Annotated in this window: 18 protein-coding genes and 1 pseudogene; 13 read left to right on the top strand and 6 right to left on the bottom strand. The window is 30.2% G+C overall.

The features are described 5' to 3' along the window. Positions 1–612: 612 nt before the first annotated feature. The 5 genes from IPK18_01090 to IPK18_01070 all read left to right on the top strand — a co-directional run bounded on the left by IPK18_01090 (position 613) and on the right by IPK18_01070 (position 6,152). Positions 613–1,644 (top strand): glycosyltransferase family 2 protein, encoded by a 1,032-nt coding sequence (locus IPK18_01090; GenBank protein ID QQR98164.1) that lies wholly within the window; start codon positions 613–615, stop codon positions 1,642–1,644. 175 nt (positions 1,645–1,819) lie between these two features. Further along, positions 1,820–4,384, top strand: a complete 2,565-nt coding sequence (gene gyrA, locus IPK18_01085; protein QQR98163.1) for a DNA gyrase subunit A — start codon at positions 1,820–1,822, stop codon at positions 4,382–4,384. Between the two features lies 1 nt (position 4,385). Beyond that, on the top strand, positions 4,386–4,718 hold the full coding sequence (locus IPK18_01080; GenBank protein QQR98162.1) for a hypothetical protein: 333 nt from the start codon (positions 4,386–4,388) through the stop codon (positions 4,716–4,718). A gap of 33 nt (positions 4,719–4,751) precedes the next feature. Beyond that, positions 4,752–5,684: a tetratricopeptide repeat protein gene (locus IPK18_01075; protein ID QQR98161.1), complete on the top strand. Its 933-nt coding sequence runs from the start codon at positions 4,752–4,754 to the stop codon at positions 5,682–5,684. Between the two features lie 57 nt (positions 5,685–5,741). After that, entirely contained in the window at positions 5,742–6,152 is a 411-nt protein-coding gene (locus IPK18_01070; protein ID QQR98160.1) for a DUF4332 domain-containing protein, read from the top strand. A gap of 65 nt (positions 6,153–6,217) precedes the next feature. On the opposite strand, the gene IPK18_01065 is transcribed toward IPK18_01070, so the two are convergent. The 6 genes from IPK18_01065 to IPK18_01040 all read right to left on the bottom strand — a co-directional run bounded on the left by IPK18_01065 (position 6,218) and on the right by IPK18_01040 (position 14,572). Further along, positions 6,218–7,801, bottom strand: coding sequence for a GMC family oxidoreductase (locus IPK18_01065; GenBank protein ID QQR98159.1), 1,584 nt, complete (start codon positions 7,799–7,801; stop codon positions 6,218–6,220). Between the two features lie 21 nt (positions 7,802–7,822). Further along, complete coding sequence (locus tag IPK18_01060; protein ID QQR98158.1) at positions 7,823–9,424, bottom strand: GMC family oxidoreductase N-terminal domain-containing protein; 1,602 nt, start codon at positions 9,422–9,424, stop codon at positions 7,823–7,825. 135 nt (positions 9,425–9,559) lie between these two features. After that, positions 9,560–10,453 carry a hypothetical protein gene (locus tag IPK18_01055; GenBank protein ID QQR98157.1) on the bottom strand — a complete coding sequence of 298 codons (894 nt, stop codon included), beginning with the start codon at positions 10,451–10,453 and terminating at the stop codon, positions 9,560–9,562. Between the two features lie 44 nt (positions 10,454–10,497). Then, positions 10,498–11,484 carry a pyridoxal-phosphate dependent enzyme gene (locus IPK18_01050; protein QQR98156.1) on the bottom strand — a complete coding sequence of 329 codons (987 nt, stop codon included), beginning with the start codon at positions 11,482–11,484 and terminating at the stop codon, positions 10,498–10,500. A 230-nt stretch (positions 11,485–11,714) separates the two neighbouring features. Further along, on the bottom strand, positions 11,715–12,275 hold the full coding sequence (locus IPK18_01045; protein ID QQR98155.1) for a hypothetical protein: 561 nt from the start codon (positions 12,273–12,275) through the stop codon (positions 11,715–11,717). A 14-nt stretch (positions 12,276–12,289) separates the two neighbouring features. Then, a complete protein-coding gene (locus IPK18_01040; protein QQR98154.1) occupies positions 12,290–14,572 on the bottom strand; it encodes a TonB-dependent receptor in 2,283 nt (760 codons plus the stop codon). Positions 14,573–14,757: 185 nt separating this feature from the next. Here IPK18_01040 and IPK18_01035 point away from each other — a divergent pair, with 185 nt between their 5' ends. The 8 genes and pseudogenes from IPK18_01035 (at position 14,758) to IPK18_01000 (ending at position 23,128) form a co-directional block, all read left to right on the top strand. Beyond that, entirely contained in the window at positions 14,758–15,225 is a 468-nt protein-coding gene (locus tag IPK18_01035) for a MarR family transcriptional regulator (protein QQR98153.1), read from the top strand. Between the two features lie 25 nt (positions 15,226–15,250). Next, the gene (gene gatC / locus IPK18_01030) at positions 15,251–15,553 is read left to right on the top strand and encodes an Asp-tRNA(Asn)/Glu-tRNA(Gln) amidotransferase subunit GatC (protein QQR98152.1); all 303 of its coding nucleotides are present in this window, start codon (positions 15,251–15,253) and stop codon (positions 15,551–15,553) included. A 31-nt stretch (positions 15,554–15,584) separates the two neighbouring features. Then, the gene (locus IPK18_01025; protein QQR99273.1) at positions 15,585–16,265 is read left to right on the top strand and encodes an ABC transporter ATP-binding protein; all 681 of its coding nucleotides are present in this window, start codon (positions 15,585–15,587) and stop codon (positions 16,263–16,265) included. A gap of 38 nt (positions 16,266–16,303) precedes the next feature. Beyond that, positions 16,304–16,860, top strand: a pseudogene (locus tag IPK18_01020) (cob(I)yrinic acid a,c-diamide adenosyltransferase). An 18-nt stretch (positions 16,861–16,878) separates the two neighbouring features. Then, positions 16,879–19,698: a DNA polymerase I gene (gene polA, locus IPK18_01015; protein ID QQR98151.1), complete on the top strand. Its 2,820-nt coding sequence runs from the start codon at positions 16,879–16,881 to the stop codon at positions 19,696–19,698. 44 nt (positions 19,699–19,742) lie between these two features. Further along, positions 19,743–22,211, top strand: a complete 2,469-nt coding sequence (locus IPK18_01010) for a hypothetical protein (GenBank protein ID QQR98150.1) — start codon at positions 19,743–19,745, stop codon at positions 22,209–22,211. Between the two features lie 8 nt (positions 22,212–22,219). Further along, positions 22,220–22,891 (top strand): hypothetical protein, encoded by a 672-nt coding sequence (locus IPK18_01005; GenBank protein QQR98149.1) that lies wholly within the window; start codon positions 22,220–22,222, stop codon positions 22,889–22,891. Between the two features lie 81 nt (positions 22,892–22,972). Then, positions 22,973–23,128 carry a hypothetical protein gene (locus IPK18_01000; protein QQR98148.1) on the top strand — a complete coding sequence of 52 codons (156 nt, stop codon included), beginning with the start codon at positions 22,973–22,975 and terminating at the stop codon, positions 23,126–23,128. The last annotated feature ends 14 nt before the right edge of the window (positions 23,129–23,142 follow it).

Raw genomic sequence — 23,142 nt, 5'->3', positions numbered from 1 at the left:
ATATTGAGTGTTTATATTAACAACAAAAAAACAAGCGAAACAACCTCTACAGCATTTATGCTATAAAACGTTCAAGCGTCAGTACGTGACGAATAATAATCGAAACGCTTGAAATTATATTCTGATATAAGAAAAAGAAATTGGCATCAGAAAAATAGCGTTAAGAAAATATGAGTCGAGCGTAAAGAAAGTTTTGCATAAAGAACGTTCAAGCGTTAGCACGTGGCGAAGAAAAATCGAAACGGCTGAAATCATCGTGCAAAAAAGACACAGCAAGATATTTATGTTATAATACAAACACTAAACAAGCACAAACAAAACCAACAAGATGATTTAAAGAAGTAAGATTTTTCGAGCTGAAGCCAAGAGCATGGCAAAGTGCCTCAGCTTGAACTTGATTTTTTTGTTACTTTTTTTATCAAGAAAAAAAGTAAGTATTACATTCTTGTATCAAGACAAAGAAAGTAAATGCAAATATTTTATCAAGAAAAAAGTAAATACAATAAGTATCGTTCTAAAAACATCTACTACCATCAAAATAAAACTATGTTGAGATATGCATAAGTCACAAGTAAAATTGAAAATATTTTCTATATTAGTACATTATCTATTTTGAAAGTTGCAATTGTAATATTAAATTATAATGGAAAGAATTGGCTAGAGAAGTTCTTGCCAAACGTTATTCAGCATACCACTTATCCAGAGGCAGAAATAATAATTGCAGACAATGCATCTACTGATGATTCTATCGATTTTATAAAAAATAAATTCCCACAAATAACAATTATTCAGAATGAAAATAATACAGGATATGCTGGTGGTTATAATGAGGCATTAAAACATATAAAAGCAGATATATATTGTTTGTTAAATTCTGATGTAGAAGTATGTAAAAACTGGATAGAAAATTTATTGCCAATATTTGATGATGAACAGGTTGCTGCGGCGCAACCCAAATTATTAGCTTATCACAATAAATCAGAATTTGAGTACGCAGGTGCTGCTGGCGGATTTATAGATAAATTTGGCTATCCATTTTGCAGAGGAAGAATATTTGATACAGTAGAGCAAGACAAAGGACAATATGATTACAATTCTGAGATATTTTGGGCAAGTGGTGCCTGTCTTTTTATCAGAGCAGATATATTTCATCGTGTAGGTGGTTTTGATGCCGATTTTTTTGCACATATGGAAGAAATTGATTTGTGTTGGCGTATAAAAAACTTAGGCTACAAAATAATGTATGCGCATAAAAGTGTGGTGTATCATGTTGGTGGAGGCACTTTAAATAAATCAAATCCAAGAAAAACATTCTTAAACTTTAGAAATAATAGATTTATGCTCAGAAAAAATCTAAGTTCTAAGGAATTAAATACAATTTATTTTTCAAGAAACTTTTTAGATAGATTAGCAGCATTTGTTGCATATATAAAAGGAAATAAAGAAGAAGCAAAAGCCATATTAAATGCAATTAAAGAATATAAAAATGAAATTGCAACATACGACCAAAAACGACTGGCAAACGAAAATTTTATTGAAACAAACAAAATCTCTGCTATCAATAAAGTAGGCATATATCCCAAAAGTATTTTGTACGAGTATTTTGTCAAAAACAATAAAATATTTAGCAAATTAAAGTTTTAAACCATAGCAAGTAAATAGTAGTTTATTTAGTTAATTTTTAAGACATTTTTTGTCATGATTATTTTTACCCAATAGATGTTAAAAGTATAGAAAAATAAGGTATTTTTTGTGGATATCTAATTTAAAAATCTCATAACTTTTTTGTATCTTGGTCGTTTAAATAACAGTATAAATTATGTCAGAAGAATTAGACGAAAATTTGCCCAGAGTTATCCCAATTAACATAGAAGACCAAATGAAAACAGCTTACATAGATTACTCTATGTCTGTTATCGTTTCTCGTGCTCTACCAGATGTTAGAGACGGCTTAAAACCAGTACACAGAAGAGTTTTATATGGAATGTTAGACCTTGGTTTAGCATCCAATAAACCATACAAAAAATCAGCACGTATAGTAGGAGAGGTTTTAGGTAAATACCATCCGCACGGCGACAGTTCAGTGTACGATACCATGGTACGTATGGCACAACCTTGGAGTTTACGTTATCCAATGGTAGATGGTCAAGGTAACTTTGGTTCTATAGATGGTGATCCACCAGCAGCAATGCGTTATACCGAAGCAAGATTTAAGAAAATTGCTGAGGATATGCTCGAAGATATTGATAAAAATACAGTAGATTTCCAAAACAACTTCGACGATTCATTACAAGAGCCAACAGTTTTACCAACAAGAATACCACAACTTTTAGTAAACGGTGCATCAGGTATTGCAGTAGGTATGGCTACCAATATGTTGCCACACAATTTAGCAGAAGTTATTGATGGAACAATTGCATACATAGACAATAATGATATTACCATTGACGAGTTAATGCAATACATCAAAGCACCAGACTTTCCAACAGGTGGTACTATTTATGGCTACGAAGGTGTAAAAGAAGCATTTAGAACAGGAAGAGGAAAGATAAGAGTACGTGGAAAAGCTACCATTGAAGAAAACAAAGATAGCAGAACTCAAATTATTATTACTGAAATACCATATCAAGTTCAGCCAAAAATGATTACAACTAGAGCTGCTGAGTTGGTAAATGAAAAGAAAATTGATGGTATTGCAGAAATTAGAGACGAATCAGACAAAGATGGTTTGCGTATTGTATTCGATTTAAAAAGAGATGCAATTCCCAATGTTGTATTAAATAATTTATACATCTATACACCACTACAAACAAGTTTTAGTACAAACAATATAGCACTTGTAAATGGTAGACCACAAATGCTGAATCTAAAGGATATGATTAAGCATTTCGTAGATTTTAGATTAGAAGTAGTTACAAGAAGAACTCAATTTGAGTTAGAACAAGCAGAAAAAAGAGCACATATATTAGAAGGCTTCATGATTGTTTTAGAAAATAAATCTATTACTGATGAAGTTATTCAATTAATTAGAGATTCTAAAAATCCTGAAGAAGCGAAAGATAACTTAATGAATCGTTTTCAATTATCTGAAATTCAGGCAAAAGCAATTCTTGCTTTGCAATTGCAAAGATTAACAGGAATGGAAATCGAAAAAATTAAAGAAGAGTATAGACAAATTATGGAATTGATAGCTAAATTGAAAAATATTTTAGCTAAAATAGAACTGAGATTTGAAATAATAAGAGAAGAACTTGCTGAAGTAAAAAAGAAATACGGTGATGAAAGACGTTCGGAAATAGTTACTTATGGCGATGATATTTCTTACGAAGATATGATAGCAGAAGAAGAAATGGTAGTTACTATTTCGCACTTAGGTTATGTAAAACGTACATCTTTAGATGAATATAAAAGACAAAACAGAGGTGGAAAAGGATCAGTTGGTGGCAAAACACGTGATGAAGACTTTATAGAACATATTTTCGTAGCATCTACGCACAATTATCTGTTGCTATTTACAGAGCAAGGCAAATGCTATTGGCTAAAAGTATATGAAATTCCTGAAGGCAATAAAACATCAAAAGGTAGACCAATACAAAATATTATCAATATTACTCAAGATGACAACGTAAAAGCATTCATTAATGTTGCAGATTTAAAAAGTGATGAAGTTTTAGATTCACATTTTATTATTATGGCAACTAAAAAAGGTACTGTAAAGAAAACATCATTAAGAGAATACTCAAGACCAAGACAAAATGGTGTAAATGCAATTACAGTAAGAGAAGGAGACGAGTTGGTAACCGCAGCAATTACAAATGGCAAATGCCAAATTATTTTAGGTTCAAAATCTGGTCGTGCAGTGCGTTTCGATGAAAGCGAAGCAAGAGCAATAGGAAGAACTGGCTCAGGTGTGCGTGGTATTACCTTACGTGGCGAAGCAGATGAACTAATAGGTATGGTTTGCGTAGATACAACAGCAGAAAGTCCAGAAGATATAATGGTAGTGTCTGAAAATGGCTACGGCAAACGTTCATTGTTAGAAGACTATAGAATTACATCAAGAGGCGGAAAAGGTGTTACTACATTAAATATTACAGACAAAACAGGAGAGTTAATTGCTATAAATGCAGTAACAGATGAAAATGATTTAATGATCATCAATAAATCTGGATTAACCATCAGAATTGGCTTGAGCAATGTAAGAACAATGGGTAGAAATACACAAGGTGTGAGCTTAATAAAATTAAAAGATGGTGATGCTATTGCTGCTGTAACAAAAATACAACATGAGGAAGAAGAGGAAAATGAAAATGGCACAGAAATTGACAATAATTCTGTAGAAAATAATGAATCTAATTCTGAAATAAACGATAATAAAGAATAATATGAAGAAAATCAATTTAATTTTATTAATGTTATTACTAGTTTCTGTAAGCACATTTGCACAGAAAGGAAAGGTAAATAGCGCTCAATTTGCATTAACAGAAGGCAAAATTCAAGAAGCAAAAAAAAATATAGATGAAGCTTTGACTGATGCAGAAACGCAACAAACAGTAAAAGCATGGCAACTAAAAGGAGATATCTATAAATCAATTTATGAAGGAAAGATATTTTTTACACAAACGCCAACAGCTTTAGAAGATGCAAAAGCAACTTACCTAAAAGCGTATGAATTAGAAACAAATCCAAAAAAGAAAAATGCAGTAGCACCATCTTAAGAGCAAATTGGTTCTTACTTTTTCACAGAAGGTTTGTCAAGATTTGAAAGCGAAAAATGGGCAGAAGCATATCTTAAATTTAATGAAGCAGTTGTGCTTAATGATTTCCTTACTAAAAACAATTTAACTAAAACAATAGATACTAGTGCAATCTATGCAACATCATTGGCAGCACACAATGGTGGATTAAAAAAAGAGTCTATTCATTTATTAGAGAGATTGGTTGCATTAAAATACAAAAACAAAGTTGTATACGAAACATTAGTAGATTTATATCAACAAGATAACAATCCTAAGTTCTTAAGTACATTAGATGAAGGTTTAAAAATGTTTCCAGATAGCAAATCACTACAAGTATCTAAACTAAATTACTATATACAAAACAACAAAACAGACGAAGCAGTTGCAGAGATAAATAATGCATTGAAAACTGACCCAAATAATCCAACTTTATTATTTAATATGGCAGTGTTGAATGAGCAATTACAAAGATATCATGAGGCTATAAAATACTACGACAAAGCAATAGAAAATAATCCAAAATATACTGATGCTATGTTTAATGCAGGCGCCATGTATTTTAATAAAGCAGTAGAAATTAATAAAGTAATTAATGATGATACGCCAGCAAGATTAGACAGTACGATTGCAGAATTTGTTGCAACAGACATTGTTACTTTAGATGAAATAAAAGCAGCATTGAAAGAACAAAACTTATCAGCATTAATTAATAGTTTTAATAATTATGCAAATGATAAAAATGCATTAAAAGAAAAAGTATCTAAAGTAAATGAGAATTTGAAATATGAATTAATTCAAGCAAAAAGAAACGCATTGTTTAATAAAGCAATGCCATATTTTGAAAAAGCATACAGTATGGATAAAAATTTAGTGCAAATAAAAAGTGCCTTAAAAGAAATCTATGCAAGAATGAATATGTTTGAAAAAATCAAAACTTTAGATTAATTAAGAAATACTTACAGAATAATTGTATATTTTTAAATAATAAAATAAAAAAACGTTATGGCAAACTACAAAATTGAAGAAATAGAAGGCATCGGACCAGCATTAGGCGAAAAATTAAGAGCAGCTGGCGTAAGTTCTACAGACAAATTATTAGATGCTTGTAAAACAAAAAAACAAAGAGAAGCATTAGCAGAAGCATCAGGTGTATCAGAAAAACAAATTCTTAAATTTGCAAACATGGCAGATTTATTCAGAATTACTGGAGTAGGACAGGAGTTCTCAGAATTGTTAGAAGCTGCTGGAGTAGACACAGTTCCTGAATTAGCACAAAGAAGAGCAGACAACTTAACTGCAAAAATGGAAGAAGTAAACAAAGAAAAAAACTTAACAAGAAGAACACCATCTTTAGCTGAAGTAGAAAAATGGGTTGCAGAAGCAAAAGAACTTCCAAGAGTTTTAGAATATTAATAAGAATAGTCTAATAAAAACTTATCGAAGCGCTCTGATTTTTCAGGGCGCTTTTTTATTAAAACTTATGAAAAGTCTTCTTTTAATATTTGTTCAATGTTTCTTTCTGCAAGCGCAGCAATTGTTAAGGTAGGATTTACTAAACCAGAATTTCCAGGCAGCATACTACCACAAATAGCATATAGTTTTTTATAACCATTTAGTCTACCAAACATATCAGAAGATTTGCCTAATACACAACCACCTAATGCATGATAGGTAAAATTGTCTGATACGCCAGATTTGATAAATAATGTATCTAAGCCACTTCCATTTGCACTATTCAATCTATCTATAAAATAACGCATGGCAGCTTTCGGTTGGTCCATGCCATTTGCTGCCCAATCCAAACTAAAATTATTGTTGCTGGTATCAAAATTAAATTTGCCTCTATATTCATTATAAGGTTGACCAACCATCAATAATATGCGTAAATCTATTCCAATTGGAAAAATATCTTGCATAGCAGTCAATGGTGCTATTGGATTATCATAATCTAAAATAGAAAGTGTTGGTGGACTTGTATGTATATTGCCAGTTGGTTTATTGATGTTGTTTCTAATTGCAAAAGCATTTCCATTACTACCAAATCCTTTTCCAACTTCTAAGTTTAGTTCTGGTAAATTACCTTTTTCTCTTGCTTTTACTAAAATTTCAGAAGTACCTACACTACCAGCACACACAAAAAGGTATTCACTATTAAAAGCTTGCTTATCTAAAAGTACACCAGTATCAGATATTGTTTCTACTTCAACTTGATATTTTTCAGTTGTTGTAGAAAATGATACATCTGTAACTTTTGATAAAGTCTTGATAGTTAGCTTTCCAGTACCTAATGCTTCAGCTAAATAGTTTCTATCTAATGAGTTTTTTATGCCATTGTTGTTTCCATACAATAGTTCACCATTTAGCGCAGATTTTTCTATTTCGCCTTGAGTTTCTTTACGCCAAATATCAAAATTATAAAATGAATCTGCATGCAATACATTGTAACCTGCATTTAATGCATGTTCTTTAGCTACTTGTGCAAATTTATAATGCTCAGAATTAAATAAATCTGCTGGCATTGGTGTTGCTTGTAGCATCTGCTTTACTCTTGGAAAATAAGTATTTGCTAATTGGCTATAATTTATTTCATTTGAAATGTATTGCGAAAAATGTTGCTCAGTAGGTGCAAATAGTACACCACCATTAGAAATAGAACCTCCACCTAAACAAATATTTCGATAAATATTCATATTCGGAAACTCTACCTTATCTAACACACCTGTGTATTTATCTTTCCAACCCAAGTTTGGACCAAATGGTAATTCTGATTTATTATTTAACCACGTAGATCTTTTGTCTGGTGGTAAGTTTGATGAGAATGTGTTTTTTTGTTGAGTTACATCATAGAATTTACCCATTTCAATAAGTAAGGTATTGATGCCTTTTTCAGCTAAACGTAATGCAACTATAGAACCACCAAAACCAGAACCTACTACAATTGCTTGGTAGTTCGTATCCGTTTTTTGTTTATCTTTCTTGCAAGAAACAGTACTAATAATAGTAGAGCCATAAAATGATGCTGTTGCTAATGCAGATAAGCCAATAAATTTTCTTCTCTTCAAATTTTATTTTTAATGTGTAAGTTAAGCAAAATCTTCGGCTAATATTGTCTCCATATTTCTTTCTGCTAATGCTGCGATAGTTAATGCTGGATTGGCACATGATGTAAATCCTGGAATCATAGAACCATCTAAACAATATAGATTTTTATAATTTTTCAATCTACCATAAGTATCGCTAGCTTTGCCTAATACTGCGCCACCCAATGGATGATAAGTGAAATTATCGCCAAATCCTTTTCCGTCAAAATACCAAGTCTTATCCAAAACACCACCATTTGCAGCGTTTAATCTATCTATAAATTCTTGCATTGCTCTTCTTGATATTTCCATTTGTGAGTGGTCAAAATGTAATTCTGCTCTATCTTTACTTGGATTGTATTCAAAATATCCTCTTTCTGGATTTTTTGTAATGGCTAATGTTAGTAATTGATTTAACTCCATACCAATTGGAAATGGTGCTTGTTCTGCTAGCATTGGCGCATGTGGATTGTCTAAGAAACCATAAGCAGTAACAGGAACTGCACATTGTGTTGCACCTGTTTTCTCTTTTAATGCAGTACGCATTGCCATAATGTTTCCATTATTTCCCCAATTTTTACCAACTTCATCATTCAAATATTGTAAGCCACCTAAATGTTTTGACTTAAGTAATATTTGCATCGTACCTACAACGCCTGCATTAATAAATAAATGTTTTGTAATGTATGTCTTAGTTTCTACTACTTCACCTATTTCATTTATAGTTTCTACATTTACTTCGTATCTTTCATCAGGAAGTTGTCTTACATGGTCAACTCTACTTAAGGTTTTTATTGTTAAGTTTCCTGTTGCAACAGCTGCTGGAAGGTAATTTCTATCTAAGCTATTTTTATAACCATTGTTTGCACCATATAATAAATCACCTTGAATAGATGCTTTCTTTACAGAACCATTTACCTCACCTCTGATTACATCAAAATCTACTCCAGCATTCAACATTACTTTTTGCATGCCTGCTTTTTCACAATGGTCTAAGCCCACTCTTGCATATTGATATACATCTGAGTTTAATAAATCATCTGGAACTTCACTAAAATTTAGAACATTTTTTACTTTTGGATACCATTTGCTCACCATATCATTATATGATACATATGGAAAATATTCATCCCAAAATTCTGGTCTTGCATATGGCAACATAGCACCATATACAACTGAGCCACCACCTAAACATGTGCCTCTAAAAATTCTCATATAACTTGAGTCGAATTCTACTCTATCAAGTACACCTACATATTTATCTATTTTAAACTGTATGGCAACAACTGGTGCTATCGTTTTTGATTTCAACCAGCATGCTCTTCCATCTGGTTGTAAAGTATTAGAAAAAACATTTTTATTACTTGATACTTGGTATTGTTTGCCCATTTCAAACATTAATGTTTTAATGCCTTTTTCAGCTAAGCGAAGTGCCGCAACTGAGCCACCAAACCCAGAACCTACAACTATAGCTTCTATTTCTTTGTCTTCGACTGTGTCATCCTTTTTACAGCCTGAAAGTGAAAATGTTGTACCACCTAAAGCTGCTATTGATGCCATTGTAGATAAACCTACAAATTTTCTTCTGCTTAAATTAGAATCCATACTATTATTTTTAAGTAACCAAAAATAGTGATATTTTTTTAATTTCTTGTAATGGTTATTGTTTTTTTAACAAGTATTTAATATAATTATTTTGTAATTATATATTTTATTTTTGATAGTAAATTTTTTAAAAATCTATCTTAACACATTGTATTTTAATGTAGTAAACATTGGAAAATGATCTGATAATGGCGTACCTTCTGCATCATAGAATAATGTTGAATCTAATTGAAATTTGGTGGCAGTAAGTTTTATTTTATCACTACTTCTATAAAATATTTTGTCTACAACTTCGCATTCTGGATGTGTTGGTGCATCACAGTTCATAAGTGAATTATCATCAAAATTTGGGTAAACATTGTTTCTTATTAGTTCTATCCATGAATTTGTAAGACCTAAACTGTCAATTTTCCTTATAATATCTCCAGTTCTAGTATATCTGCAATTAAAATCACCCATTAATATAATGGCATTATTTGCTGAATTTGCTTTTATGAAATTTGATAATTGCATTATATTACTTCTTCTTGCAATTAAACTGTTGCCATCAGAACCAGCATTGCAATGTACATTATATAAGTCGATATAGGTATCTGCATTAATTCTTAGTCTACAATAAGAAAAACCTTTAGGTGTAAGGCAGTCTGTATTTGCACAAGAGTACCATGCTATTCTTCTAAAATCTATAAATGGTATCTTTGATATAGTATTTAATCCATCACCAAATACTTTCTTTGCTTCGTATTTAGTTTTGTATGGTGCGGTAATATCTTTGTATAAAATATCATGGTATGCAAAGTCTTCTTGTACATTAACTACATCATAGGCATTAAGTAGTGGACTGATTAATGGTGTATGTTTGATTGGGAATTGATCGCTATTGATGCCTTCTGGAAGTCCTGCAACATTATATGTTAATACTGAAATTTCGCCATTGGCTGGTAAATCTTCATATTGTTTTTGTTTGTAACAAGATACATTTATTGCTAAAATTATGCATATACCTAATTTTAGTGATTTACTATACAAGAAATTCATTACACTAATATAATGACTTCTTTTGAATTATAATACTAGTCTAAAAAGCCTTTTGATTTCATCCATTCATCATTGAAGAATTTTCCGACATATCTTGAGCCATGGTCATGCGTTACAATGATTACTAAGTCATCTTTTGTTAATGGAAATTTTTCGTGTAGTTGTAGTAATCCTTGTACAGCTGAACCAGCAGAATTTCCTAGAAATAAGCCTTCTTCTTTTGCTAATCTTCTTTGCATTAAGGCAGCTTCTTTGTCAGTTACTTTTTCTATATAGTCTATTAAAGAAAAATCGTAGTTTTTTGGAATAATATCTTCACCAATACCTTCTGTAATATAACTGTGTATTTCTTTTGGGTCAAATGTGCCTGTTTCGTGGTATTGTTTTAAGATTGAACCGTATGTATCAATGCCCCAAGTTTTTATTGCTGGATTTTGTTCTTTCAAGTATTTTGAAACGCCTGTAACTGTGCCACCAGTTCCAATACCTACAACAAAATGTGTGATTTTCCCATCAGTTTGTCGCCAAATTTCTGGTCCTGTGCTTTCATAATGTGCTTGTCTATTTGATAAGTTATCATATTGATTGAGCCAAACTGAGTTTGGAGTTTCATTTGCTAGTTTTCTTGCAACAGAATAGTAAGAACGCTCATCATCTGCATCAACATTTGTTGGACATACTATAACTTCTGCACCAAGTGCTCTTAACATATCAAATTTTTCTTTAGATTGTTTGTCGTTTGATGTGAAAATACATTTGTAGCCACGTACTGCTGCAACAATGGCAAGTCCCATTCCTGTATTTCCAGAAGTACATTCTATAATTGTGCCACCTGGTTTTAGTCTTCCATCAATTTCAGCATCATCCACCATTTTTACTGCCATTCTATCTTTGATAGAATTTCCAGGATTTCCATATTCTAATTTTACACATACAGTTGCTGGAATATGTGCTGTAATCTTATTAAGTTTTACAATTGGTGTATTACCTATTGTGTCTAGTATATTATCGAAAATTTGCATCAGCACAAAAGTACAATTTTTTTTGTTTATTGATTTTAAGAATAAATCAAATATTTAGATTGAATTTTATATTTTATTCAAAGTCAGTTGAAATATTTGTTTTATGAAAATAGTTTATTTGTGTGTTTATTGAGATTAATTTAGTTGTTGAAATAATTAAACTTTAAATTTAATTATAATTACATAAAAATTAGATAAACAATTAATTATACTTATTTAACTAAATTAAATTATTGCTCTTGTAGTTTTATTTTTAATGAAATGTCAATATCTGTGCCTCCACCAGCATTTGTTGGATTTCCATCTTTTACTCCAATTCCATTCTTATTTAGTTCATGTCTAAGTATTAATGTTAGATTACTTAAAGTATTCGTTTTAGTACTATCTGTTGTAATTTTAGAAATTAATCCTAAAGGATTTCCATCTGAATCATTATCTAAATAGTTAAAGTTATTAATTAATTTAGATATAATAAATAGCTGATGTTCTGTTGCTTCTTCTTCTATTTCGTAACTAATCGTATCAATAGTATTTGTATTCTTAGAACTAAAGATTTCTATTTCTAATTTGTATGTCCTATTTGGATATAAAGTAATAGTATCTTTCCTGTTATTGTAAATTGCATCATCAACGCAATACAAAAATATTTTTGATTGATTAGTAGAATCAGTGAAGGTAAAATCTATTCTTGTAATAAGTTCTGTCTCATTTACTGGCTTTGGTAATTTTTTACATTGTGCAAAAAATAGGATAATCATTAAAATACTCGAAACTAAAAATACTTTCTTCATGATGATTAATATTGTCAATTAAAAAAATATTGAATTCTAATAGTGGAATTAAAACCTACTTCATCTGCAAAATATCTGAGTCTATTCAAATAATCTCTATAGGTTTTGTTGAGTATGTTTTCAAATTGTAATGAAGTTACCAATTTGTGGTTTGAACCAAGATTGAAGGTAACACCTAAATTTGCATTTAGTAACCAATAATTGTCTGGTGCTGGTTTAAAATCTTTCATTTCTGTTGGTGTACGTTTTTGCCTAAACACATATTTAGACTCAAGTTCAACAAACGTATTAGTCACTTTTTTAAAGTCTTTAAAAAACTTGATGGATGCATGCAAAGCATCTGGTGGAATATTTATGATATAATCTGTAGTTGTTAAATCTTTTGCTCTTATCATATTATATTTCATTTGCAAGGATGCAAAAGTTGAAATCTGAGATTGAGCTTGAATTGCAATATTCTGTATTAATGCATTGGTTGATATATAATGAAATACTGGAAAGGCACCACGAATGGTATAAATTGGCAAACTATCTGGAGCTAAATAAATGTAATCTTTGATGTATTGTAGTCTATAAAAAAGTTCGATGTGTATGTATTTTTTATAATTGTATTGCAAAATATTATTCCATTGAAATGCTTTTTCCAATTTTAGCTTGCTATTTCCATATTCAATACTTGCTGTACCATGATGTAAACCATTGCTATGCAACTCATTCATGTTTGGTAGTTTTGTTGTTAAAGTAATTCCTGTTTGAAGATTTACAATTTTATTAGGTATATAAACATTGGATGAAATAGAATATGGTATAAAACGATACTTATTAAATATAATATTTGCATTTTTATCAAAAGTGTATGCCAATGCATAACTATATTCTATTCTAGCGCCAACATCAACTTTGATGTTCTGTTTATTAAATTCATGTGTGGAAAATAAGCCAATATTATGTTGAATATAGTCTGGAACCAATGGCACAATACCAGTTTCTGCATTATTAGTATTGTTTTTATATAGATAATTTATTCCAGATTTGTGAATCCACAACCAATCATTATTCTTGGCAACATACTTTTCATGATTGTAACTTACTTTCGAACTATAGGTAAGCAAATTCATGTCTAATGCAGGAATGTTAGATCTACCACCTCTTCTTATGTCAAATTCCTTTCTTCTATTGTGTTGAATATTATTTCTAAATTCTAAAAACGCATTCTTTTTTAGTGTATAAATTAGTTTTGCATCAGCTTGATGGTGATTGATGTGCTGTTTTGGACTAGAAATTTCAAAAGTTCTTGGTAAAATAATTAGTGGCGTATCTGATGCAATGGCATTATTCAAATCATTTATGTTTCCAATATGTGCAGCACGCAAAATGCCCAACTCTTGTTGAATATAATTGTAATTTATAGCAGCAACAATATTTTTACCGATTTTTATTTTTTGTAAAAGTGTAAAAGCTATTTCTTCATTTCCTGTATTACTTAAATTATATTTTGGCGTATTTGAGTCAGCAGCTTTTTTGTATGAAAATTGAACTCTAAACCCATATGATTTTTCAAATGATTGTTGCCAAAAAGTAGAAATTGATGTTCCAAGATTATTAGTCTGAAATGAAGATAAAACACCAAATTTTTTGTATTTACTTAATGAAATATTTTGCTGTTCTAGTAATACGACTGCACCAGTATTTTGTGTTGTATATTCAACAAAGCTACTATTAGTAATAATATTTGCCTTTGTTATACTATTTGCATCAAGTTCTGGTGCATGGTCTGGACTCCAGTCTTGAGTATTGAGCAATATTCCATTATAAACCAAGGATACTCTATCATTAAAGAAACCATTTACAATTGGTTTTGAAATATTAGCACCAGTTTTTAAAATACTAATTCCATTTATATTGCCAAGTATCGTAGTAATATCTTTTCCTTGGTTATTCAAGAAATCAATCCTATTTAGCTTAATACTATTACCAAAATCTTCTTTTATTCTATCAGATGTTGTTTGTATTTCTTGCAACAATTCGGTATGATGTTCTAAATACAATTGAATACTAATGTCTTTATTAACTAATATTTTTTGAGTATCAGGCTGACAGCTTATATGCGCCACAACTAATGTATAAGTTTGCTCGCATAAGTCATTAATTTCAATATAACCATCTTCATTACTATTGTAAAAACTATTAGTTTCAATTATATACACACTTGCAAATGCAAGTGCAGTTCCATCATGTTCATCTACAATATTACCTTTAATGCTAAAGTTACATGCAAATGAATAGGAAAATATCAAGTTAGTTAATATGAGAATCAGATGTTTCAGATTGCAAAAATATAAAAAAGTATTTTAAAATGCAACTAAGTTGCATTTTAAAAGTTCAATTAATAAGAAACAATACTTCTTAATTGTAAAGTTATTTTTTCAATGCATGCATTGATTTTATCAATTCAATACTTATTTTTACAAAAAATACACATATGGATTTGTTCAGAGAAGCAGCTGATAAAATGGTAATTTATAATGTGAGAAAATCATGGTTAGGAATTACTAAATTTTATAATGACATGACTACAAAATATGGTGGTACAATTTCTATGGCATTTGTATTGTTAGCATTATATGAAGAAGATGGTGTGCCTGTAACCAAAATTGCACCACGCATTGGAATGGAACCAAATAGTTTATCAAGAATTTTGAAAGAATTAGAACAAAAGAATATATTATTCAGAAAAAAAAGTAATGATGATTCAAGAGTTGTACATATATGCTTAACCGAAGATGGTAAAAACTTAAGAAAACTAGCATTAAAGTCAGTATTTAATTTAGAAAAAGAAATAAAATCAGAACTAAATGAAGAAGATTTAAAAGGCTTTTTCAAAGTGATGGAACATGTGCCATTAGCAATAAGTCAAATCCAAGAAAGCATGTCAAATTCAAAAAAATAGCTTACTTTTATAAAAAAATAGAGCAATGCAGGTAGACGATAAATTGATAGACAAGCTAGCTAAACTTTCTAAACTAAAATTTGATACTGAAGAATCAAGAACAGAGATAAAAAGCGACTTGACAAAGATTTTAGGCTTTATGGAAAAATTGAATGAACTAAACACAGATGGCGTAGAACCTTTAATTTTTATTAATGAAGATGTAAATGTATTTAGAACTGATGAAGTAAAATATTACATTACTAAAGAAGAAGCATTGGCAAACGCACCATTAAAAAACAAAGACTATATTTTAGTGCCTAAGTTTGTAAAAGGCACAAAATATTAATTAACAACAAAGCATATTATTAATAATGTCTATTATTGATATACAACAAATAAGAAGAGAGTTTAAATTAGGAGATGAAGTAATTCGAGCCTTAAAAACTGTAAACTTACAAATAAATAAGAATGAATATGTAGCATTAATGGGTCCATCTGGCTCAGGAAAATCTACGCTAATGAATATTTTGGGTTGTTTGGATACACCTACAGCAGGAAAATATTTACTCAATGGAATAGATGTAAGTAGCATGAAAGATAATGAGCTTGCAGAAGTTAGAAATAAGCAAATAGGATTTATATTTCAAACATTCAATCTAATACCAAGATTAAATACATTAGAGAACGTAGCATTACCATTAATATACGCAGGATGGAGCAAAGACAAAAGAGAACAACGTGCAAAAGAAGTGTTAGAGCAAGTTGGTTTGGCAGATAGAGTAAAGCACAAACCAAACGAACTTTCTGGCGGACAAAGACAAAGAGTTGCTGTTGCACGCGCATTAGTTAATTTTCCTTCATTAATCTTAGCAGACGAACCAACAGGAAACTTAGATACCAAAACATCTTACGAAATCATGGCATTGTTTGATGAAATTCAAAAAAATGGCAATACCATAGTTATTGTTACACACGAAGAAGACATTGCAAAATACGCACACAGAATTGTAAGATTGAGAGATGGATTAATAGAAAGTGATGAAATAAATTTGAGATAAATTTATCAAGTCAAATAAATACAACACAACCAGTAGAAATGAAAATATATACTAAAACAGGAGATACTGGAGAAACAGCACTGTACGGTGGAAAAAGACTATCAAAAGCAGATATAAAAATTGAATGCTATGGTACAGTAGATGAACTTAATTCTACAATTGGAGTTATTGTCTCGCTACTAAATGAAAGTAAAACACATAGTGATATTCAAACACAATTAATCAAAATTCAATCACGATTATTTGACATAGGTACGCACCTTGCAGCAGAATATGGCAAAAAGAATTTAATTCTTCCAGAAATAAACAATAGCCAAATTGCAGAAATGGAACAACAAATTGACCAATGGCAAGCACAACTACCTGAATTAAAAAATTTTATACTTCCAGGCGGAAATATCATAGCAGCACACACACACATTGCACGCACAGTTTGTCGTAGAGCAGAAAGAATGGTAGTTGCACTTACACAACAAGAAGAAGTACAACCAATACTAATTCATTATCTAAATAGATTATCAGACTATCTTTTGTGCTTGCACGATATATAAACTTTACTACCAATACAGATGAAATCATTTGGCAAGGTAGATAATAAGAAATAGATTAAAATATGAATAAATTATATATATTTGATTCCTTTGCAATGATTTTTAGAGCATATTTTGCTTTTCAAAAAAATCCATTACTCAATAGCAAAGGACAAAATGTTTCAGCAATCACAGGATTTGTAAATACATTATACGAAATCATCACAAAATATCAACCAACACATATAGCTTGTGCTTTTGATAGCATTTCGCCAACATTGCGCCACGAAGAGTTTGAAGCATATAAAGCAAATAGAGCAGAAACACCAGAAGATATTATATTTTCAATACCATATATCAAAGAAATTATAAAAGCATTCAATATTCCAGTTTTAGAATTAGATGGATACGAAGCTGATGATATTATTGGAACTATTGCATTAAAAGCAGAAAAGCATCAGATAGAAACACATATTGTAACAATGGACAAAGATTTAGGTCAAATGGTTACAGACAAAATATTTATCCATCGTCCACCATACATGGGCAACCCAGCAGAAGTATATGGTGTACAAGAAATATGTGCCAAATGGGAAATCGAAAATCCTAGACAACTAATAGATATTTTAGGTTTGATGGGCGATGCCGTAGACAATATTCCAGGTGTGGCAGGCGTTGGAGAAAAAACAGCAAAAAAATTAATACAAGAGTTTGGAAGTATAGAAAATATATACGAGAACTTAGATCAAGTAAAAGGCAAACTCAAGGATAAACTGCAAGAGCAAAAAGAACAAGCATTCATGTCAAAAAGTTTGGCTACAGTATATATAGATGTACCAATTGATTTTGATGAAAATTTATTTCAAATTAAAGAAATCAACAAAGAGAAGTTAGCAAGCATTTTTGCAGAATTAGAATTTAAAACATTAGGAAAAAGAATATTAGGTAGTGATTATGATATGAATAGCATATCTAATAAAAGTGCGAACACTACTTCAACAAAAAATGATACCAACCAATACGATTTATTTGCACAACAGGATACAACACAACAAGATGATATAAATACAGAAAACGAAATACCACAACAGAATAATATTCATAGTGTTGAGCATCAATATGAACTGATTGATACAGAAGAAAAAATTAAGCAATTAACAGAAATATTAGCAAAGCAAAACAAAATATGTTTTGATACAGAAACCACATCATTAAATACATTTGAGGCAGAATTAGTTGGCATTAGTTTTAGTATTCAAGCACATCAAGCATATTATATTCCATTTTCTAATGATTTTGATGCCACAATAAAAATATTAGAATATTTCAAACCAATATTAGAAGATAGTCAAATCATAAAAATAGGTCAAAATATAAAATATGATTTATTAGTATTAAAAAAATACAATATAGAATTGAAAGGAATAATGTGGGATACCATGTTAGCACACTATCTAATGGAGCCAGATGCAAAACACAATATGGATGTTTTAGCGGAAAACTATTTGAATTACAGTCCAATAAGTATCACAGAATTAATTGGAAGCAAAGGCAAAAAGCAAGGCAACATGCGTGATGTTCCAGTAGAGATTGTAAAAGATTACGCAGCAGAAGATGCAGATATTACTTATCAATTATATCAAAAATTTGAAGATAATATAGATAACACAGAATTAAATAAATTATTTTATGATGTAGAGTCAAAATTAATTCCAGTTTTAGCAGAAGCAGAATTCGAAGGTGTAAATATTGATGTGTCATTTTTAAATCAATATTCAAAAGAAATTGGAACTGAGATACTTGAACTACAAACAAAAATATTTGAAATAAGTAATACAACATTCAATATAGACTCACCAAAACAATTGGGCGAAGTATTATTTGATTATCTGAAAATACCTTATGTAGGCAAAAAAACCAAAACAGGACAATACAGCACAGACGAAGAAACCTTATCAAAAATACAAGACAAGCATCCAATTGTAGAATATTTGCTCAACTACCGTGAGTACACCAAGCTAAAATCAACCTATGTAGATGCAATTCCAAATCTTATCAATCCAGAAACCAACAGAATACATACAACATTCAACCAAACCATTGCAGCAACAGGAAGACTAAGTTCTATCAATCCAAACTTACAGAATATACCAATTCGTACAGAACGTGGAAGAAAAATCAGACAAGCATTCATTCCAAGAAACGAAAATTATGAATTAATGTCTGCAGATTATTCACAAATAGAATTGAGAATAGTTGCATCAATTAGTGGAGACAAAAACATGCAACAAGCATTTCAAGACAACTTAGACATACACACAGCAACAGCATCAAGAGTATTTAATGTTGCATTAGAAGAAGTTACCAGCGAAATGAGAAGAAAAGCAAAGATGGTTAATTTTGGAATTATCTATGGCATATCAGCATTCGGATTGGCACAAAGATTGAGTATATCTAGAACAGAAGCAGGCGCATTGATTGAAGAATATTTCAAACAATATAATGGCATCAAGCAATACATGGATAATACAATCGCATTTGCACAACAAAACGAGTATGTAGAAACGCTACTAAAACGTAGAAGATATATCAGAGATATTAATTCAGGAAATTATACCATCCGAGGTTTTGCAGAAAGAAATGCCATCAATGCACCAATTCAAGGTTCAGCAGCAGATATGATAAAAATTGCAATGATTAACATACACAAGCAACTAAAAGTGTTAAATTTACAATCTAAATTAGTACTACAAGTACACGACGAACTACTATTTGACGTAAAAAAGGAAGAGAAGCAGATTCTTAAGGAAATGGTATTAAACGAAATGAAAAATGCATTACCTTTGCAAGTACCAATAGAAGTGAGCTGTGGTTTTGGTAATAATTGGTTAGAAGCACATTAAAAAAAGACATGACGAAAAAAAGTATATTATTTGTATTTATATTATTGATATCTATAGCATCCAATGCAAAAAAATGGGATGCATTATACATTAATAAATTATTGGTAGCAAAAGAATACGACAAACTTATTACACATTACAAATCTTTGTACGATGATGTGAAAAATCCAAATCCTGATGTTGCATTCAAAATTGCAGACTTATATGCAAAGAAAAAAGACTATACGAGTGCAATATATTGGTACAACAAAGAATCTCAACTACTAAGAGAAAATAAAGTGAATTTGCTAAACATGGCAAATACATACAAAACAATGGGCGACTACCAAAAAGCAATGGACATCTATTTAGCATATGCAGCAGAAACAGGCGATGCAAAGAAAGTTTTAGAAGATGCCTATTTGTGCGAAAAATTAATTAGAGCCAATTCGTTTCAAGAAAATTATGTGTTGGAAAAATATGCATACAATACCATTGCAGACGAAATTAATATCAAAATGCTTAGAAATAATATTGTTTATCAACAATATATAAATTCTGAAAATAATAGCAAAAAAGGAAAAACTGCTGAGCAAACATTCTTGCATGCACAACGCATGTACGATAAATGGGCAGCACCAAAAAAAATCATCAATAGTATAGAAAAAGATAAAGAATACAGTGGATTTTCATTTACCAAAGATGGCAATCAAGCTGTTTTTTCTATGAAATCTAAACAAATAACAGATAGCAAAACAAAATCCATGCAATCTGAGACCGAGAAAATATACATTGCTAATTTTTTAGGTGGAAACTTTGTTGGAATAAAACCATTTGCCTATAATTCAGAAAACTACAATTGCATGCAGCCATGCTTCAATGAAGATGGAACAGCTATCTATTTTGTATCGAATATGATAGGTGGTTCTGGCGGAAATGATATCTATAAATCAGAATTGAAAGAAGGGAAATGGACAAAACCTCAAAATTTAGGTAAATTATTGAACTCAAAAGCAAATGAGCAAAATCCATTTTATACAAAACACAAAGAGAAAGAATATCTATTCTTTTCGTCTGATAGGAGTGGAGGTTTTGGAGAATATGACATTTATCAAGCAGAATTCTCAAGTAATCTTTGGCAAGATGTACAATTAATGCATGTTCCAATAAATTCACCAAATAGCGAGAATAGTTATGTTGTAGATTTAGAAACACAAACAGCTTATGTAAGTTCAGACAGACCAAATGGCAATGGTGGTTTTGATGTATATAGAATTTTGCCATTCAATCTAAATGTAGTTGTAGATGTTACAGATAGCATAAACAATGAGAAGATAGAATATGCATATATCGAAATATTTGAAGGCAACACCAAAGTAAATGAAGGTGTAACAAATACAGATGGAACAAGTAAAATATTAGTTAGTAAAAACAAAGATTATACAATTAATATTACAAAAGATGGTTATCAACCCAAAACAATTAAAATAAATACAAACAATAAACTCAATGGAGATGTAATTGCTATCACACAGAAATTATTGCCAGATGATAATTACAGTCTAAAAAATTCTGTATTGAGTAGCTCAACATCAAATTATATATTATTCAGAGGAAATATTACTGATGGCTCAACCAATAAATTAATCAAACCAACAGCAAGAATAATAAATCTTAATACAAATAAAGTAAGAACTTTTGATTACGATAGCAGTGGCTATTTTAATATCAAGTTGATGACAAACAACAACTATAGCATTGTAATTGAAAACAACAGCGTAAAAGTAAAAGATGAGATAACAACTTATGGATTAGAACATGGAAGTGTAAAAATGAAAAAATACATATTATCTGGAACTAAATTTAAAACATCTGAAAATAGAATACTTAAACCAGTTTTAGTAGATGATTCACTAAAAGTTGCATACTTTGATAATAAAACAAAAGTAAAACCAGCAAAAACATTAAAAACTAATAATGAAAATTTGGTAGTTAAAGAAAATATAAAAGAAACTGTAAAATCTACTAAGGAAAATAAAAACGAACAAGACATTAAAAAATATGAAATAGTAGAGCCAAATATTGTAGAAAATAAACCAGTAATAGAAAAACCAAAAAATACACCAATAGAAAATATAGAAAAGACTATTGAGAAATCTGTACCAACAATCAATACAATAGCAAAAGATATAGAATTATTTGATATTGACGAAGATTTAGAAATACCTACTGAAGAAGAAATTGCAGATAAAATTGATGATGAAAATTTAGAAACGTTAGAAGAAGCACCAAATCCATATTATTATAAAGTTCAATTAGGTAGTTATACTAATTCAAATGTAAATATGGATAAATTCAAATCTCTAGGTAATTTAGAAATATCAAATTCTTACAATCAATACATCTATAAATTAGGAAATTATTATACAAAAGAAGAAGCCATGAAGATATTAAACAAAGTACGTGAAGAAGGATATTATTTGGCATTTATTTTGTATTACATAAATGACAACATTATAGGAATTATTAAATAAATTAAAAAATGAAAAAATTACAATTATTGGCAATTTTATTATTAGCAACATTTGCCATGAATGCACAGAACAACTTTGTTGTAAATGAAGTAAGACAAATAATGAGCAAAGGTGAGCAAACTGGATTTGAAGTGCCAATTGCAGGCGGAAAAGCAGACAAAGTAAAAGAAAACTTTGAAAAATGGTTAAAGAAAAACAATGCAAAAGTTACATCTAGCAAAAAATCACCAGAAGTATTTGGCGACAATGCAAGCTTAAAAGTAGTAAGTCAAAATACAGTAGATATTTATTCAACAGCAATTCCATCAGCAAATGGCGCAGTACTATATGTTTATGTAGATCTTGGTGGTGCATTCATATCATCAGCAGCATATCCACAACAATACACAGCTATGGAAGCATTACTTAAAAAATTCTCTCAAGAGCAAGCATTAGGTATGGTACAAGAGCAATTAGAGCAAGAAGAAAAAATACTTAAAACATTAGGAAAAGACATAGACAATTTAAAGAAAGATAAATCTGGCTATGTTAAAGAAATAGAAACTGCAAAAGCTTTAATTATTCAAAGAGAACAAGATATTGTAAAAAATGATAATGACCAAAAAGCTAAAATGGAACAACAAAATCTTCAACAACAAATAGTTGAGACAATCAAACAAAAAATTGTAACACTTAAGTAAGTAACTGAAAAATTATTATATTTGCACAGCAGTTTGTACAGTGTACAAACTGTTTTTATTTAAGAATAAAAACAAAGAATTATGCAACAAAGAATTGTAATGTGGGGTGAAATAGGCACAGATAACAATGCACTAATTACAATAGAACTAAAAGAAGCGGAAACCAAGGTTTATATATACGCTTTCCCAAAAGAAATGGTAACCAAAGAACTACAAGACAAAATTTTTGTAGAATGAAAAAACGGTGGCGA

The sequence above is a fragment of the Sphingobacteriales bacterium genome (assembly GCA_016699615.1).
GTDB lineage: Bacteria > Bacteroidota > Bacteroidia > Chitinophagales > JADIYW01 > JADJSS01.
The sequence above is the reverse complement of the archived record's forward strand: the minus strand, read 5'-3'. Positions and strand labels throughout refer to the sequence as shown.